The following is a 14,254-nucleotide window of genomic DNA, read 5'->3' on the forward strand; positions in this document are numbered from 1 at the left end:
AACCGCTGCAGGACAACAGCATTCCGGAAGCTGCCGACAGATCGACGCTCCACCAGCAGCGCAATCCCGACCACCACCAAGACCACGGCCAGGCAAGCCAAGACACCGATTCCGCAACGCAGCGCGACTTCACAAATGACATCCATCAACCGCTCCACGCTCGTGATCACTCACCACAACCTTTCGTTGGTTCTCCGCCGGACTACAGCCTTACGCGTTGACGAGCTCCGCTGCAGCAGAGGGAAATTCGTTCCACGTTCGGCCATCCAAACTGCGGCCACCAGCTTTCGGGGTCCGCCCACCAACCTGCTTGAAAAAGAACGCGACACCCCCGCGGCGATCGCGGAGATCGCGCACCCAGTCCAGGTTCAAAGACCGATAGCCGGGGCCGCTTTCGCCGCCCACAATGACCCAATCGATCCCCGCGAAGTCCAGGTTCGGCAGCCCAGATAGCAACGGCTCACACGACAAGAACCGAACCGCAGCGGGAATAGCTCGCAGATAGTCTGCGCGCCAGCAGTATTCGTCGGATTCGACCGAGGTGCCCATCCACACGTTCGGCAGCGGCCACGGCGGCATCCACCGATTCCCGCGGGGTGTTTTCACCACCTCCCACACCCGGCCGAACCCGGAGTCGCCGACCAGCCGGCTGCCGCCAAGGTCCAAGCGCCAACGACCCAAGTGCGGTGGTGTCGCCCCGATGATGTCGGTGGCCTCAGCAGCGACCTGCGCGACAAAACCGGAGTCGTTGAGCAATAACGCCATTCGCTTCGGCCGCTTCGTGAGGACCTGGTACTGATGCCGGCCAGTCAGCGCCATGACCGCCCAAATCCGCGCCAGCACAGCCCGCGGGATCCGGGCGTGCCCAATGTCCGACATACTGTTCACGAATACCAGACGTGGTGTGCGCCAACGCAATGGCTCGTCGATGACCGTAGGGTGCACGGTGAGTCCGAACCCCGGGCCGCTCGTGCGCGGATCTCCGTCGACCTGATACTTTGCCGCCCCCATTGCTTTGAGGCGTTTCGCCATCAACATCGCATAACAGTTCGCGCACCCTGGGGAAATTCGATTGCATCCCGAGGTTGGATTCCACGTCCAGCCCGTCCAGCCGATCTCGGTGATACTCACGCCGACCTCTGTGCGAGTTGAGCAGCGACCTCGCCGACCCGCGTCCGGTCCGACCGCTGTGTCCCCGGCAGGTCCAGGTGCTCGCCCACAGCCCGCAACACACTGACCAGGTCGACCGGAGCAGCTAAATACGCTGGGGGAGGGCCTATCTCGTGATCTACGGGAGCGGCCCCAGACGTCCTATTCATCGCACAGTGGCCGATCATGCCGGCCCGCGACGGGGTGACCAATCAACTCGAAAGCAGGCGCGGGCGAAGCCTCACCCAATCGCTCCACCTCCCCTCTCACGCAGGAAGCGAGCGCACCTGGGGGCGGTAGCGGCAGCCTCGAGATGCCCGCACCGGGGTCGTCGAAGGCGCGAACATCTTGGTAGAGGTCCATACCGGCGCGGCCGAATGTCCAGTGCACGCGAAGAACGCGGCGGCCGCCGAGTACTCGGTCCGGCCGGAAGGCAACGGCGTCGACGACCCATGCCCCGTGGAGATACAACGTGAACTGCTGGCCACGGTCGGTGATGCACCCGGAAGCATCATCGGGTGATGCCGGCGCGCCTTGGTCGCCCGGAGTTTGCGGCGCCAATTCGCACGGTGCCTCGGCAAGGTCGTAGAAGATCGGGGCATCGACCACACCGGGCGCCAGCTCTTGCGGATTGCCGGCGGCGTACGCGCTGGACGCCGGTGGAACGGCGGGTGGCCGACCGACCGCGTAGCCGGCGCCGAAGGCGCTCACGACCGCCAGTGCCGCCACACTCGCGGCCGCCACTGTCACGCCGCCACCGGCATTGCGTCCCGTCATTGCGACCCTCTCACACGTGCGGCCTCCGAGCGCATTCCAGCTGCGACAGCGAAATGCCTGTCGGGGCCCCGCTCCAACACCAGCGCCGGCAGGAGAGCGGGCACGGTCCGAAATTTGCCCACGGCGTTGCCCCAGGCCTGATCGCAGAAATTGAGAAGCCGGAATACTGCGTTGTCCCGCCCTGGCCGCGCTAGGATCACCGACCGCGGCGGCAGCGCAGCGAGCTCATCAGCTGTGGCCACAACGGATGCCGTTGGACTCCACAACTCGGCGATCACGGCCTGATTGATATGCGCGAACTCCTGTTCCTCGGTGTGGACGATCACGCCGCACGCGCAGTGCGCTTCATCACCGACTTCGTCGACGCCGAGCCAACGGAATGTGTGCGCGGCGACGATCGCCTCATAGCGCGTCAGTTCGGCATCCTCGACACCAGCGACCATGTCGGTCTCCTCAGAATTGGTTGCGGCGCCGGAGCCGCCGCACGACAGCGACGGCAATGGCGGCGAGAGCTACACCGGCGAATATTGTTGGTGCGGAATGGAACACAGTGTTCGCGGCGTCGCTGCCGAAGCGCCAGAGGAACCCGTTGAGCAGCGTGTCGACCATGCTGCGCCCGCCGTTATGAGCGCTGCTGGGATCGTGCGCTGCGGCCAGCATGGTCTCGGATGCGAAATGATTCACCGTGGTTCCTTTCTGTCTTCCCGGACTGTAAGGCCCAAAGCGGACACGAAAGTGCTTGGCGAGGGCCGCTCACGCTCAGAGACGTAAGAAAACCGGCGCAGCGGGCCGCTAGCCCGCCGTCACGCCGACTCCACGCGGCCGACCGGGCCTTCGCACCCAATGGACAACGAGCTTGACTTCCTCCCCACGGCTGAAGCCGGGGGATTCCAACTTGGTCCTGCTGCGGTAGCACGGGTGGGTTGGAGCAGTACTTCCTCGCGGTTTCCTGCTGGTTCCTGCTTCGGCGACCTCTGCTCGCCCGAGGGCAGGGGTTGGTCTTCACAGGCGGTGACCGCAAGCCCTGCGGCCAGTACATTTTTTGCGGCGTTCACATCCGCGTGCTCAACGGACGAGCAGCTGGTGCACCGGAATACCGCTTGGCTCTCACGGGATTTCGGGTCCACCTGTCCACACGCAGAACAGCGTTGCGACGTGTACGCCGCCGGCACTGTAACCACCAGAGTCCCGCTGTAGCGGGCCGCTGAGTGCAGCGCCAGGTCGAACTGATGCCATCCCTTGGCCAGGATGGCGCGGTTGAGGCCGGCCTTGGCTCTCACATTGCGGCCGGGCTCGTAGAGTGTTCCTTTCGCTGACTTACTCATCTGCGCGGTCTTGAGGGCTTCGAGCACCACCACCGCGTTGGTCTGGGTCAGCCGGTGCGCGGTCTGGGCGCAGAAGTCCTTGCGGCGATCCCGCTCGGCGCCACGCAACCTGGCCAGTTGTGTCCGCGTCCTGTAGCGGTTGGCCGAGCCCCGAGCCGACCGAGACAACTTGCGCTGCAACGCCACGACCCGGCGACGCTCGCCGCCGGTGACGAATTCACGGTCAGTCAGTTCACCGTCACTGGTCGCGACGGCGACCACCACCCCACGGTCGATGCCCACCGCGCAGCCCGGCGAGCAGTGTACCCGCGGGGTGCTCACCCCGTCGTAGACGAGGAACGACACAAACCAATGCCGGCCCTGCCTCGATACCGTTGCCGAACGCAGGGTTTCACCGTCCAAGCTGCGCGAGGCCCGAAACTTCACCCAGCCCAGCTTGGGCAGCTTCACTCGCGCGTGGCGGCGGTTGAGCTGCTCGACGGCCATCTTGTTGCCCTCGGGAAACCGAAACCCCGGCGGCCACCGCCTGCCCGAGCGCCACCGCACCCGGAACGTGCCATGGTCGCGGCACGCTCTGTCCAGGTCCATCAATGTCTGCTGCAGGCAGTGCCCCGGAACGGTCGCCAGCCACGCGTGCTCGGCTTTGGCCTCCGCCAGCTCGCGGGCCTGCGGTGCATAGTTCATCCATGCAGCGCGCCGCCGGTACTCACGGCGCTGTTCCAGACCGGTGTTCCACACCGCCCGACACGCCGCGCCGATCTGTTCGGCGAACTCAGCTTGTTCGTCGGTGAACTCGACACGAAACCGCCTGCCCGTCAACATAGCTCAACGATCCTTCTGGGTTTCGACGTAGCGCTTGATCACCGACAACGGCGCACCACCAACCTGGCCACAAAATAAGAGCTCGTCCACAACGACGGCAGCTTCGATCTCAGCCATGGAAATTCCTCACGAAGCACCCTCGATGACCGGCCCTTGATGGCCTTGACCAACCGATGCATGTGGGATTTCGTAGTGCGTGCAGAGTGCGCGCAGCACCGAGCACGGTGCTGCCACCAGGCATTCCTGCAGCGTGTAGCCCTCCCATTCGCCGGCCCACGGCCCGGAACTCAGTGTGCAGGTTGTGCATAGGGCGGCGGCGCAGCCGCAGGCCTCGTAACGTTCGTCGCTGCCGCAGTCCAGGCATTCTTCGCAGATGACGACCTGCGGGAGGTGCTGGGCTGCGTAGGCGAGCAGGTCGGTCCGGTGGGAACGGTGATACCAGTTCGGGGACGGGCGGCCGAGTTCGTCGTCGGCGGCGATCGCCTCCAGCAGCCGGACGCCGAGCAGCGGATCACCGACGGCGGCCGCGACGAGGTCGCGGTTGTGCTCGCTCGGCGCGACGGACGCGATTTTTGCCGGCAGCTCATCGCGAGCGGCGGCGACGACCCAGGCGCAGGATTCGCACACATGACCGCGCTGTACGTACTTCGAATCCGGTTCGTACGGGCCCCATTTGGGGGCTACGTGCACGATCTGGCCGCACACCGCCCCAGTGGCAGTGTCGCGAAGCGAGCCGACGTCGGCCGCCCGCAGCGCCATCTCGCGGGTGACGGCGTGCCGCCGGTCGGCGCAGAGCCCGAACACCAGCTCCGAGTCCGGTAGTGCAAATACCTGAGTTTCTGCGCCGGTTACGCTACTCATCGTCGTCCCTCCTGGATTGCTGCTGGCACTGTAAGGCCGCGCGGTGACACGAAACCTCTTTCCCGAGCGGCAGCTTCCGAGCCTTCGTGAAGCGCTCTCAACGGCACTGGACTGGGTAAAATCGGCTGCATGACGGTCGCGCACCACCTCGCTGTCCAATTCCGCAGCGCCGTGAACCGCATCTTTGCCGGGCACGTCAACGATGCAGGCGACGACCTGGTCGGCGAAGTCGACGTCACCGACACCGCGGTCAATTCGGTCGCCGAGTTCGTCATCAACGCCTTCGACGGCGCGTTGGAACTCGAGTACGACAACGGGATCACCTACCAGATCCAGGTGGTGAAGATCAGCCCGCCGGCAGCCGCCGGCACCCGCATGGGCCTGCACGCCGGCGGTCTGATCGTCGGCTACGCAGAGGCCGACAGCAACTACTAGGACTGTGGTCCGGAGACAGCTTGTGCCAACCAGGCCGGTCCTGCATTTCACTCACCTCGAGCATCGCGACACCGTGATCGCCAACGGACTGCTCTGCGACACGGCTGCACGCCGGTCCGGGCTGATCCGCCGCGAAGCCGGGCAACCCTCGATCAAGGCCGGTCGCCGTGCCCGCACGGTGCCGATCGCCCCGTACGGCGTGGTCGCGGACTATGTTCCGTTCTACTTCGCGCCCCGCAGCCCGATGATGTCATCGATCAGCTGGGGCAACGTGCCGGAGTTCGGCAGCGACGTCACCGGCCTGATCTACCTGGTGACTGACACCGATCGGCTCGTCGACGCGGGCCTGACCGTTTTGGCCACCGACCGCAACGCCAAACTCGCGCTCGCTGAATTCCGGCTTATCGCCGAATCCGAGGACCTGGTTGACTGGCCGCTCATGCGAGTAAAGATCTGGAAGAATACCGACGCCGACCCCGAGCGCCGTGAGCGCCGTATGGCCGAATGCCTTGTCCATCAACGTGTTCCCTTCGACGTCATCACCGAGATCGGCACGCACGGCGAACAACAAGCCCAGACCGTTCAGGACACGCTTAACCGCTACGGCAAGACAACGCCGGTCAATGTCCGCCCATACTGGTACATCTAAGAGACGGGAAGGAGAGCGCATGATCAGCATCGGCCACGGCAACCTGCTACACGCCGATGTCGACGCGCTCGTCAACACGGTCAACACCGTAGGTGTCATGGGCAAAGGCATCGCGCTGCAGTTCAAACGGGCCTACCCTGCCATGTTCACGGCCTACGAGACCGCCGCCAACCACCACGAACTCCGCCTCGGCCAGATGCACGTGTGGGAGACCGGCCAGACCAGCCCCCGGTTCATCATCAACTTCCCGACCAAGAGTCACTGGCGTGCCGGCTCTAAGCTCCGCGACATCCAGACCGGGCTCGACGATCTGATTCGGGTCGTGCGTCAGCTTGGCGTCACCTCTATCGCGGTGCCACCTCTGGGCTGCGGCAACGGGGGACTGAATTGGGCCGATGTCGAACCGCTAATCCGGTCGGCGTTCGCCGCGGTCCCCGATGTCGACGTGGTGTTGTATCCGCCCGTCGGGGCGCCGGCGGCCGCCGCTATGCCCACCAACAGCGCCCGCCCCGCCATGACCGCGGGCCGGGCGGCGCTCATCGCGTTGCTGCACGCCTACTCGGTGCAGGCTGAGGCGAGCGCATCGCTGATCGAGTCCCAGAAGCTCATGTACTTCCTGCAGATCGCGGGCGAACCGCTGCGACTCAAATACGAGAGAAACCGCTACGGCCCCTATGCCGACAACCTGCGGCAAGTCCTCAAAGTCGTTGAAGGGCACTATCTTCGAGGGTTTGGAGATGGCAGCCGCACCGTCGCGCAGGCCGAACCTCTCGACGTTCTGCCCGATGCCCCCGCCGCAGCTCAAGAACTCCTCGACCAGCATCCCCAGACCTGGGAACGTATCAGCCGGGTCCTCGAGCTCGCCGCCGGCTTCGAAACCCCTTACGGGCTGGAACTCCTGGCGAGCGTGCACTGGCTGGTCCACGAGGAGCCTGACGCGGGACGCGACGTCGAGCACTTGGTTGACGATATCCGCGCCTGGACCCCGCGCAAGGGTCGGATGTTCAGCGACACCCACATCCGTGGCGCATTGGAGAATCTTGGGGCGAAAGGATGGCTACCGTCCCGGTAGCTTCGATGCTTGCTCCGTCGGTTTGCTGATTGTTGCCTCGTTTTTGGCAGCACAACATTGGGGCTACCGCTGAGGCGCCGCGAAGCGGCATGCTTGTGTCGTGGTGTTCGCTTACCTCGGGGGAGCGATTCTTCTGGCCGTGGTCGCCTGGCTGATCGGGCCCTTTGTTATGCGTGCCGTCGGCATATTCGTCGCGGTCTTCGGCCTGGCCTTCATGATCGTGTGCGGAACCAAAGACTTATTGGTGCCGGCGGCCGGCTATTTCGTGGTGTTTTCGGTGGGCGTCGGGATGTGGCTGGCCGGGCATTGGGTGCTCGCCTACAAATATCACGCTTGGTCCAGCCCGATCGCGCAACGAGTGTTCTCCCAGACGCTGCTGCGCCGCCTCGATCCCACTCGTGGATGGGGCATCCGCACAATTGGTCCTGATTGACGGGCCAGGCCCTTCCCGAGACTCAGCTGTCAAGCAGGTCGTTGACGAGTTCGCGTGCGCGCGAGGGGATTTCGCTGGTGGGGAAGTAGCGGTGCACCACGTCCCACACGGTGGCCCGAGCTGTGATGTCGAGGTAGTCGAGCAGGAATGCGATGTCGTCGGCGTCTCGAACCGGCCGTGCCGCAAGCACTTTCATTGCGAGAAGATGTTCGGCTGGAGTTGCGGCGACCTGAAGATAGGGGTGATCGAAAACGAGGGCGCCTTGCCCGGGGTTTCGCGCGACGTAACTGGCCGCTTGCTTGTTCAGCCAGGTCGATGGCCAGCCGAACTCAGATGCGACCTCACGGATGGCCGCCACCATGGGGCCATCGGGTGAGAACAGGGCGTCGATATCTCGGGTCGCGGACCTCGTCGGGTCGTACGCCAGAAGCATTGCAGCTCCCCCAACGACGTGAACATGGCCGACAGTGCGGCGGCGCTGGAGCTTGTCGGCGAGCACGGTGAACGCGCGCCGGAGCTCGCTGCGGTCGAAGAGCGGCTCTGCCGTTGAAGGTGCCCCGTCTTGTTGAAGGTCGGCTCGATCGAGGTAGATGCCGCGGCGGCGAAAGGCCGGCGGCGTCCATACCGCGGCACGGCAACGGGCGGATGGCAGTGGCGAGATCCACCAGGCGGCCGGCAGGAAGCGCTCGGCGGTGACCGTCCACAGCGGGCCCGGGCGGCCGTACCGGGCTGCGAGGTGTTCAGCGATCGCGGCCAGCAGGGCGTCGAACCGGCGCGACCCTGTGCATGGCGGCTCGTCGGAGACCAGAGACAGTGCTGCAGCCCTAGATTCGTCGGCGCCGCGAACGAATTCAAAAAACAGCCGCAGCCGCGTGCGATCGTCGCCTGCTCGGCTGATCGCAGCTGCGATCTCACTGAGTCCTAGAGCGCGAGGGACGGGGGATAGGTCTGTTCGGGCGCCTTGCCGGCGGTGCACAGCTCGAACGGCGTCCGCGGGATACCCGGAGACGCGCTGGATCCCTCGCCCGGACAGGATGCCTCGCGCCCGAGCCGGCGTGACCGACCAATGGTCAGCGGCCTCGTCGACAGACCAAAGCTCCATGCCTCTAACATACGCGCAACATGTTCGGAAGTTGACTACGCCGTTCTCATGGGGCCGCAGCTGTCCAGAGCAACGCGCGCACGAGGTACCGACTACCCCATATCTGGTACCATATACCTATGGCGTTTACCGTGAAGGATGACGAGGTCATCGAGCTCGCCGACGAGCTGGCGAAGCGAATGCACCTTCCGAGCCGGATCGACGCGATCCGGCATGCACTCCGCGCCCAGATCGAAGTCACCCAGACCCGCACCGGCAACCGGGCCGACGAACTACTCGACGTACTGCACAACGAGATCTGGCCGCTGCTCCCAGCTGGCGGCCCCATCACCAAAGCCGAACGCGAACAAGCCCTCGGCTACGACCCCGAAACCGGTGTAAGCCAATGATTCTCGACTCCTCAGCAGCTGTAGCGCTACTGCAGCGCGAAAGCCCCCACGCAGAGCAGATCGCGGCCGCTCTAGCCGGCGACCGCAGCCCCGTCATGTCCGCTGCCAACGCCGTCGAGACCCTGATCGTCCTCACGAACCGCTTCGGCCTGACTGCCAGGGTCGCGTTCGACCGACTCGCCGCCGCGATCAACCTCGGCATTCAGCCCCTGACCGCCGACCATGTTGCGGTCGCGCACCGCGCTTACATCGACTTCGGCAAAGGCCGTCATCCAGCAGCCCTCAACTACGGCGACACCATGGCGTACGCGACAGCGAAGCTCGCCCACGAACCCCTAATCGCTGTCGGAAACGATTTTGCGCAGACCGACCTCCACTTCGACGGCCTGGTCGGCTACTGGCCGACCTAGCCGGTCCAGAAAGCGGTTTCCAATGTCGGCAAGTCCTGGGACAATAACGCTATGAGCACCACCGACGAAACCAAGATCAGGCCGGCCGACCTTCGGGCCGCCGCGTCTAAGGCTTCCAGCACCGCTCAAGCCAGTGCCCCGAAAGCGGTCGCCGAGCCCGCGAAAGTGGCGGCCAAAGCAGGTGCATCAATCTCGCCGGTCGACACCGCAGCCGGGCTCGTTGTCGGCGCGATCGAATCGCTCAACCAGACCGTCAACACCGCCGACGTCGCAGCCGCCTCAAAACAAATGGAGGCGCTCGAAGAGTCGCCTCCAGCGCTTCAACAACAAGACCAACAAAACGCAGACGACACGATCGTCGCAGGGGAACCGCTCACGACCTTGCAGTTCCCCATGCTGAAGGCCTCAACCCCCGCAGCAGGAGGGACATCCTATGCCTGACACCACATCTCGGGTCCCAGTCGCGCCGCAGCCCCAGCCGCAGCCGCATTACGACCACCCGCAGAACCCCCAGTACCCGCCGCCACCCGGCGTGCGACCCGACTTGGCCTTCGTGCCAATCGCCCGCCCACCGCGAGACACCACCCGCCGCTGGCACGGCTTCGCCCTCGCCGCCGCAGCAGGCGCGGCGATCGCTGCCACGGTCACAGCGCTGATCACCTCACAGGTCGTGCGCACCGACGCCGTCGCCGGCCACTCGACCGCGCCGGCCGTCACGGTGACCGCGACACCAGCCGCGCCAGCACCGCCAGCTCCACTCCCGACCGCCCAGGCTGACCGGCAAACCTGCAACGCCTGGCTGGCCGCAGGCGACAAGATCCACGCAGCGCAAGCCGCGATGCCTAAGCTTCCGGAGGGTATGACAATTCTGGATCCAGCGGTTCGTGGCACACCTGAGTGGTCGGCGGCAGTGCGTAAAGCCGCCGGCCTTTATGGCGAGGCCGGCGATGCACTATCGGCCGGAATCGCGCCAGGGACAACCTCCGTGCTCAGTCAGTCCGCGCACTCAGCTTCCAGCGCGCTACACGCACTGGACACAGCCGACTCGACTTTCGATCCTGCGAACGGCAACACATACCACTTAGTCCGTGAATCGGCCGACACGATGGATGTGTTGTGCGATCGGTTGGCGCCGCGTTGATCGTGATCGACGGCAGCTACGACCTTCTCCAGGCATTCTCGGCCGGGATCGCTAGCTCCTTGGCGCTTACTTCCTTGGAGTCGTAATGGCTGCTGTTGGTGGCGATGATATTCCAAAGCCGAGTTCGGAGCATGCGGCCCAGATCCTGAGTTTCTTTTGGCCGCAGAGTTCTTCGTCGGCTTGGCAGGCGTACAGCCGGGCGCTGCTGAACGAGGGCAAGCGGTTGATGAGTGAGGCGGAGGGGCCGCAGCGAGACATTTACACGCTCGTACGCGTTGACCAAGAGGGTCCCTTCATTGAGGCCGCGTGTGGGTTGATTCAGATTCGCGCGGCCACACTGGAAAATCGCTATAAGGCGTACCAGCGCAACGCCACCGCGGCTCAGGGGGTGGCCTCGGCGATCTGGGCTGCGAAGCTGCACATGGCCGAAAGCGTTTCTGCCGCCGAGGCCACGATCACGGCCGCAAAGAACGAGCTCGAGCCTCAAATCAAAGCGGCTGAAGCGGCGATGCAGGGAGCGATTGCCCAAGGCCTCTGGCTTGAACTGAAAGCACGAATCAATGCCGCCATCCAACTCGGCCAGGACGAAGTTGCCTCGGCATCCGAGACAGCAGCCGGCGCCATCGGGGCACAGAACCTGGGTGTCACCAACTTCACGATGCCCAGGCAAATCCCTAAAGCCGGAGGTTCTCCTGCCGCCAAACCGATGTCCAGCGGAAGTGGCGGACTGCCCGCGCCCGCTGCGCCGGGCGGCGGTTTCAATGTGCAAAACGTCGACAATTACCAAACATTCAAAGACGCGCCCGCTAATCCGGGCGAGCTGGATCAGTCTCTGCCGGGACAGGGCAAGGGTCCGACAATGCAGCCGGACCAAGGCCAGCCTCAGTCACCCAAGATCGAACCCGCCTCAGCAACAATGAATGGAACGCCCTCAGGGTCCGGAACTCCGGGGTCGTCGGCCTCGCAGGGCGGAAGTAGCAGTTCGATTATCGGGAAGTTGATGTCACCGTTGTCTTCGGCGGGTGGCGGTTCGTCAGCGGGTGGTGGTTCGCCGTTGTCATCGCTGGGCGGCGGAATGGGCAATTTCGGCAATATGTCGGGCGCGAATCCTGCTTCGGCACAGCCGGCGTCGATGATGAACCCGGGCGCGGCGGGCCTCCCCGGCGCCGGGACCGGCGCCGGTTTGGGGTCAGGTGCAGGCACCGGCGCAGGCACTGGCGCGGGCTCAGGTCTGGCTGGCCTTGGAACAGGTGCGGCGGAGACGTCGGCGAAGTTGGCGGCGGGCGCGGTCAACAGCGCGGCCAATGGTCTTGGCGCGGTGGCGAATGCGGGCAGTCAGGTTGCGCAGAATGTTGCGCCGGTGGCGGCGCAGTTGGCGGCGCAGACCGCGCCGGTGAATCCGGCGGCGGGTACGACCCCTGCGTCGGTGGGCGGTATGGGTGGTGCGCCGCCGATGGGGATGATGCCGCCTGGCGGTTCGATGGGTGGTGCGCCGCCGGTGTCCTCGGTTGGTGGCGGTTCCGGTCTGGTGGGGCCCTCGACGCCGCCGACGCCGCCGCCTGCTGCGCCACCGCCGGCGGGGGGCGCGCCGCCGTCGATCCAGGGTGCGCCGCCGGGTGCGCAGTTCGCGCCGGTTGGTATGCCGCAGGCTCATCACGGCGGTGTTCGGTCGATCGGTGCTGACGGTGCGACCGGCGCGGTGCTGGTGGACCGTGCGATGGCTGCCGGTTCGGATGTCATCACCGCGCTGCTTGCTCAGACCACTTTGGCGGGTCACTTCGGGATCGACTATGCGGTGTCTCTGATTTATGAGCGCACCGGTGGTGTGACGGCGTGGCTGGCGACCAGCGAAGGCGCCTCCTACATTCCGATGGGGGTGCGTATCCCGCAGGATGTGAAGCTGGCGATCAACGATCCTGTTGTCGGTCAGGCACTGTCGGAATCGGCAGCGGCCGGTGGCGGGTCAAATCCGCTGAAAGTCGTTGTCGAACAGGCAAAGGCGCGGGAGATGGCAGCCCCGGGCACGAAGGTGTTGGCGATCGCGTCGTCGATCAAGATGGCCAACCAGATGGAATGGGCGCAGGAGCTCGGAGCGCAGCCGGTGGAAGTGTCGGCGGCCAAACTCGCGACGTTTGACGGGGCGCAGGCAGCGGCGTCCAAGATCGGCCACACTGCGCATCGGTGTGAAGTGGCCATGAACTGGGAATGGCAGCAGGCCAACAGGTTTGATGAGCGGGAGCGTCTACGGATCGCGGCCAAACAGATGCATCTGGCCGTACGTGCAGGCCAGCAGACTGGTGCGGCGTGCGAAGAGGTTTTGCGGTTGTTCGAGCTTCGCAAACCGGTCAGCGAAGAGTTGTGGGCCGGGGTTCAACAGGATCGCCTCGGGGCTCTCGTTGAGTACGACAATGCGAAAAGCAGAGTTAGCTTCGGCGCACCGGAGTTGGCGCGATTGCTGGCAAAAGCCCGCGCCGCCGAAGTAGTTGAGAGCCTCCGTAACTACAACTCCGTCGAGGGCATGGCTGACTTGCTGTATGCATCCCGCCTGGCTGGAGCACCATTGAGCCCAGCTGACGCGGCCGCAGCCGCGTAGAAGCGGATTCGTACGCGGCTTGGTGGGTTGAATTTCTCGGCCAACGGCCCAAGTAGCGGCTCGCGGATAGGGCGCGGGCGGTGTGGCCCGGCATAACCGCGCAACAGCCCGCCAGTTTCTTGCGCCTGTCGCTGTCACTCGCGCGTGCCACACTCGTGGGATGGCGCGCATACGGATCAGCACCACGGTCGATGCTGAGTTGCTCGCCGGCGCCCGCGCGTTGCGCGCCGACTGCAAGGACCACGCGTTGTTTGACGAGGCGCTGGCCGCGCTGCTTGCGGAGAATCGGGCCGCCGAGCTCGACGACAGCTACCGCGCCTACGACACGCTTCCGGTCGACGAGCCCGACGCCTGGGGTGCGCTCGGATGATGTTGCCGGCGCGCGGTGAGGTGTGGTGGCTGGATTCTGGGGTGGGTCGTCGCCCGGCTGTTGTTCTGTCACGTGACGCTGCGATTCCGCGGTTGCGGCGGGTGTTGGTGGCGCCGTGTACGACGACGGTGCGGGGGCTGGGCAGTGAGGTGGTGTTGGAGCCGGGCCGTGATCCTGTCCCGCGCCGGGCGGCGGTGAATCTGGATCTGGTGGAGCGGGTCGCGGTCGAGGATCTGGGGGAGCGGTTGGGTCGGTTGGCGGATGAGCGGATGCGTGCGGTCTGCGCGGCGTTGGCCGTCGCGGTGGACTGGCGGCCGTGACACCGGGGAAGCCGCAGCCGCGATTTGTGCGTCTACGTGCGTGGTTCTCGGTGGCGAGAAGTTAGCGTGGTGTTGTGGCTGGGTGAGCTGCGACAATAGTGCTTTGAGAGGGGAGGTGCGGTGGCGGAGTTGAAGGCTGATCCGCGGGATTTGTTGCGGGTCGCGGAGTCTTATCGCGAGCTGGGGTTACGCACCCAGCTGATCTCGCCGCAGGCCACCACCGAGGTGCAACGCATCTTCGAAAGCCACGGCCCGATGGGATACCCGACCGCGGTCGGCATCACCGCCGGCATGGCCAACGCCGAGGGCCCCCTCAACGCGAAAGTCGCTGACTTCCACCAATATGCAGGCCGGTTCGAAGAGCACGCCGCGACCTACGTCGGCCAAGACGAGGACAACGCGAAGA

The 14,254-nt window shown here is 65.1% G+C and carries 18 protein-coding genes and 2 pseudogenes; 12 read left to right on the top strand and 8 right to left on the bottom strand.

Annotated features, from left to right (window positions below):
• Positions 1–210: 210 nt before the first annotated feature.
• The 7 genes and pseudogenes from CYU59_RS23545 to CYU59_RS23575 form a co-directional block, all read right to left on the bottom strand.
• Positions 211–1,131, bottom strand: coding sequence for a phage Gp37/Gp68 family protein (locus tag CYU59_RS23545; protein WP_293003365.1), 921 nt, complete (start codon positions 1,129–1,131; stop codon positions 211–213).
• Positions 1,132–1,311: 180 nt separating this feature from the next.
• The gene (locus CYU59_RS23550; protein WP_293003367.1) at positions 1,312–1,926 is read right to left on the bottom strand and encodes a hypothetical protein; all 615 of its coding nucleotides are present in this window, start codon (positions 1,924–1,926) and stop codon (positions 1,312–1,314) included.
• The gene (locus tag CYU59_RS23555; RefSeq protein ID WP_293003369.1) at positions 1,923–2,369 is read right to left on the bottom strand and encodes a hypothetical protein; all 447 of its coding nucleotides are present in this window, start codon (positions 2,367–2,369) and stop codon (positions 1,923–1,925) included. The genes CYU59_RS23550 and CYU59_RS23555 overlap by 4 nt, the downstream gene beginning before the upstream one ends.
• A 10-nt stretch (positions 2,370–2,379) precedes the next feature.
• On the bottom strand, positions 2,380–2,610 hold the full coding sequence (locus CYU59_RS23560) for a hypothetical protein (RefSeq protein ID WP_293003371.1): 231 nt from the start codon (positions 2,608–2,610) through the stop codon (positions 2,380–2,382).
• A 119-nt stretch (positions 2,611–2,729) separates the two neighbouring features.
• Positions 2,730–4,073, bottom strand: a complete 1,344-nt coding sequence (locus tag CYU59_RS23565; RefSeq protein ID WP_293003373.1) for a transposase — start codon at positions 4,071–4,073, stop codon at positions 2,730–2,732.
• 3 nt (positions 4,074–4,076) lie between these two features.
• Positions 4,077–4,252: pseudogene (locus CYU59_RS23570) on the bottom strand (transposase); the annotation flags it as partial.
• Positions 4,200–4,934, bottom strand: coding sequence for a hypothetical protein (locus CYU59_RS23575; protein ID WP_293003375.1), 735 nt, complete (start codon positions 4,932–4,934; stop codon positions 4,200–4,202). The gene CYU59_RS23575 and the pseudogene CYU59_RS23570, both read right to left, overlap by 53 nt.
• A 129-nt stretch (positions 4,935–5,063) precedes the next feature.
• On the opposite strand from CYU59_RS23575, the gene CYU59_RS23580 reads away from it, so the two are divergent.
• The 4 genes from CYU59_RS23580 (at position 5,064) to CYU59_RS23595 (ending at position 7,523) form a co-directional block, all read left to right on the top strand.
• The gene (locus CYU59_RS23580) at positions 5,064–5,369 is read left to right on the top strand and encodes a hypothetical protein (protein WP_293003377.1); all 306 of its coding nucleotides are present in this window, start codon (positions 5,064–5,066) and stop codon (positions 5,367–5,369) included.
• Between the two features lie 22 nt (positions 5,370–5,391).
• Positions 5,392–6,018: a DUF4433 domain-containing protein gene (locus CYU59_RS23585; protein WP_293003379.1), complete on the top strand. Its 627-nt coding sequence runs from the start codon at positions 5,392–5,394 to the stop codon at positions 6,016–6,018.
• Between the two features lie 19 nt (positions 6,019–6,037).
• Positions 6,038–7,090 (top strand): macro domain-containing protein, encoded by a 1,053-nt coding sequence (locus tag CYU59_RS23590; RefSeq protein ID WP_293003381.1) that lies wholly within the window; start codon positions 6,038–6,040, stop codon positions 7,088–7,090.
• A gap of 100 nt (positions 7,091–7,190) precedes the next feature.
• Positions 7,191–7,523, top strand: coding sequence for a hypothetical protein (locus CYU59_RS23595; RefSeq protein WP_293003383.1), 333 nt, complete (start codon positions 7,191–7,193; stop codon positions 7,521–7,523).
• A gap of 22 nt (positions 7,524–7,545) precedes the next feature.
• Here the strand turns inward: CYU59_RS23595 and CYU59_RS23600 are convergent, their stop codons facing one another.
• Positions 7,546–8,625: a DUF6036 family nucleotidyltransferase gene (locus tag CYU59_RS23600; RefSeq protein ID WP_293003385.1), complete on the bottom strand. Its 1,080-nt coding sequence runs from the start codon at positions 8,623–8,625 to the stop codon at positions 7,546–7,548.
• A 119-nt stretch (positions 8,626–8,744) separates the two neighbouring features.
• Between CYU59_RS23600 and CYU59_RS23605 the strand changes: the two genes are divergently transcribed.
• From CYU59_RS23605 to CYU59_RS23640, 8 genes and pseudogenes are all read left to right on the top strand, one after another.
• Positions 8,745–9,014, top strand: coding sequence for a type II toxin-antitoxin system VapB family antitoxin (locus CYU59_RS23605; protein WP_293003387.1), 270 nt, complete (start codon positions 8,745–8,747; stop codon positions 9,012–9,014).
• Complete coding sequence (locus CYU59_RS23610; protein WP_293003389.1) at positions 9,011–9,424, top strand: type II toxin-antitoxin system VapC family toxin; 414 nt, start codon at positions 9,011–9,013, stop codon at positions 9,422–9,424. Before CYU59_RS23605 ends, CYU59_RS23610 begins: the two co-directional genes overlap by 4 nt.
• Before the next feature lie 51 nt (positions 9,425–9,475).
• A complete protein-coding gene (locus tag CYU59_RS23615) occupies positions 9,476–9,865 on the top strand; it encodes a hypothetical protein (RefSeq protein ID WP_293003391.1) in 390 nt (129 codons plus the stop codon).
• Complete coding sequence (locus CYU59_RS23620; protein ID WP_293003393.1) at positions 9,858–10,565, top strand: hypothetical protein; 708 nt, start codon at positions 9,858–9,860, stop codon at positions 10,563–10,565. The genes CYU59_RS23615 and CYU59_RS23620 overlap by 8 nt, the downstream gene beginning before the upstream one ends.
• Before the next feature lie 85 nt (positions 10,566–10,650).
• Entirely contained in the window at positions 10,651–13,158 is a 2,508-nt protein-coding gene (locus CYU59_RS23625) for a hypothetical protein (RefSeq protein WP_293003395.1), read from the top strand.
• A gap of 160 nt (positions 13,159–13,318) precedes the next feature.
• Positions 13,319–13,528 (top strand): antitoxin MazE5, encoded by a 210-nt coding sequence (locus tag CYU59_RS23630; RefSeq protein ID WP_293003397.1) that lies wholly within the window; start codon positions 13,319–13,321, stop codon positions 13,526–13,528.
• Positions 13,525–13,848, top strand: coding sequence for a type II toxin-antitoxin system PemK/MazF family toxin (locus CYU59_RS23635; protein WP_293003399.1), 324 nt, complete (start codon positions 13,525–13,527; stop codon positions 13,846–13,848). Before CYU59_RS23630 ends, CYU59_RS23635 begins: the two co-directional genes overlap by 4 nt.
• 120 nt (positions 13,849–13,968) lie before the next feature.
• Positions 13,969–14,254, top strand: a pseudogene (locus tag CYU59_RS23640) (hypothetical protein); the annotation flags it as partial.

The sequence above is a fragment of the Mycobacterium sp. genome (genome assembly GCF_002863225.1).
Lineage (GTDB): Bacteria > Actinomycetota > Actinomycetes > Mycobacteriales > Mycobacteriaceae > Mycobacterium.

Excerpts from the sequence above, each read along its gene's own strand:
- CYU59_RS23605 (WP_293003387.1), top strand. The coding sequence starts at position 8,745 with ATGGCGTTTACCGTGAAGGATGACGAGGTCATCGAGCTCGCCGACGAG.
- CYU59_RS23635 (WP_293003399.1), top strand. The coding sequence starts at position 13,525 with ATGATGTTGCCGGCGCGCGGTGAGGTGTGGTGGCTGGATTCTGGGGTG.
- CYU59_RS23590 (WP_293003381.1), top strand. The coding sequence starts at position 6,038 with ATGATCAGCATCGGCCACGGCAACCTGCTACACGCCGATGTCGACGCG.
- CYU59_RS23580 (WP_293003377.1), top strand. The coding sequence starts at position 5,064 with ATGACGGTCGCGCACCACCTCGCTGTCCAATTCCGCAGCGCCGTGAAC.
- CYU59_RS23615 (WP_293003391.1), top strand. The coding sequence starts at position 9,476 with ATGAGCACCACCGACGAAACCAAGATCAGGCCGGCCGACCTTCGGGCC.
- CYU59_RS23550 (WP_293003367.1), bottom strand. The coding sequence starts at position 1,926 with ATGACGGGACGCAATGCCGGTGGCGGCGTGACAGTGGCGGCCGCGAGT.
- CYU59_RS23620 (WP_293003393.1), top strand. The coding sequence starts at position 9,858 with ATGCCTGACACCACATCTCGGGTCCCAGTCGCGCCGCAGCCCCAGCCG.
- CYU59_RS23610 (WP_293003389.1), top strand. The coding sequence starts at position 9,011 with ATGATTCTCGACTCCTCAGCAGCTGTAGCGCTACTGCAGCGCGAAAGC.
- CYU59_RS23625 (WP_293003395.1), top strand. The coding sequence starts at position 10,651 with ATGGCTGCTGTTGGTGGCGATGATATTCCAAAGCCGAGTTCGGAGCAT.
- CYU59_RS23630 (WP_293003397.1), top strand. The coding sequence starts at position 13,319 with ATGGCGCGCATACGGATCAGCACCACGGTCGATGCTGAGTTGCTCGCC.
- CYU59_RS23575 (WP_293003375.1), bottom strand. The coding sequence starts at position 4,934 with ATGAGTAGCGTAACCGGCGCAGAAACTCAGGTATTTGCACTACCGGAC.
- CYU59_RS23555 (WP_293003369.1), bottom strand. The coding sequence starts at position 2,369 with ATGGTCGCTGGTGTCGAGGATGCCGAACTGACGCGCTATGAGGCGATC.
- CYU59_RS23600 (WP_293003385.1), bottom strand. The coding sequence starts at position 8,625 with ATGGAGCTTTGGTCTGTCGACGAGGCCGCTGACCATTGGTCGGTCACG.
- CYU59_RS23565 (WP_293003373.1), bottom strand. The coding sequence starts at position 4,073 with ATGTTGACGGGCAGGCGGTTTCGTGTCGAGTTCACCGACGAACAAGCT.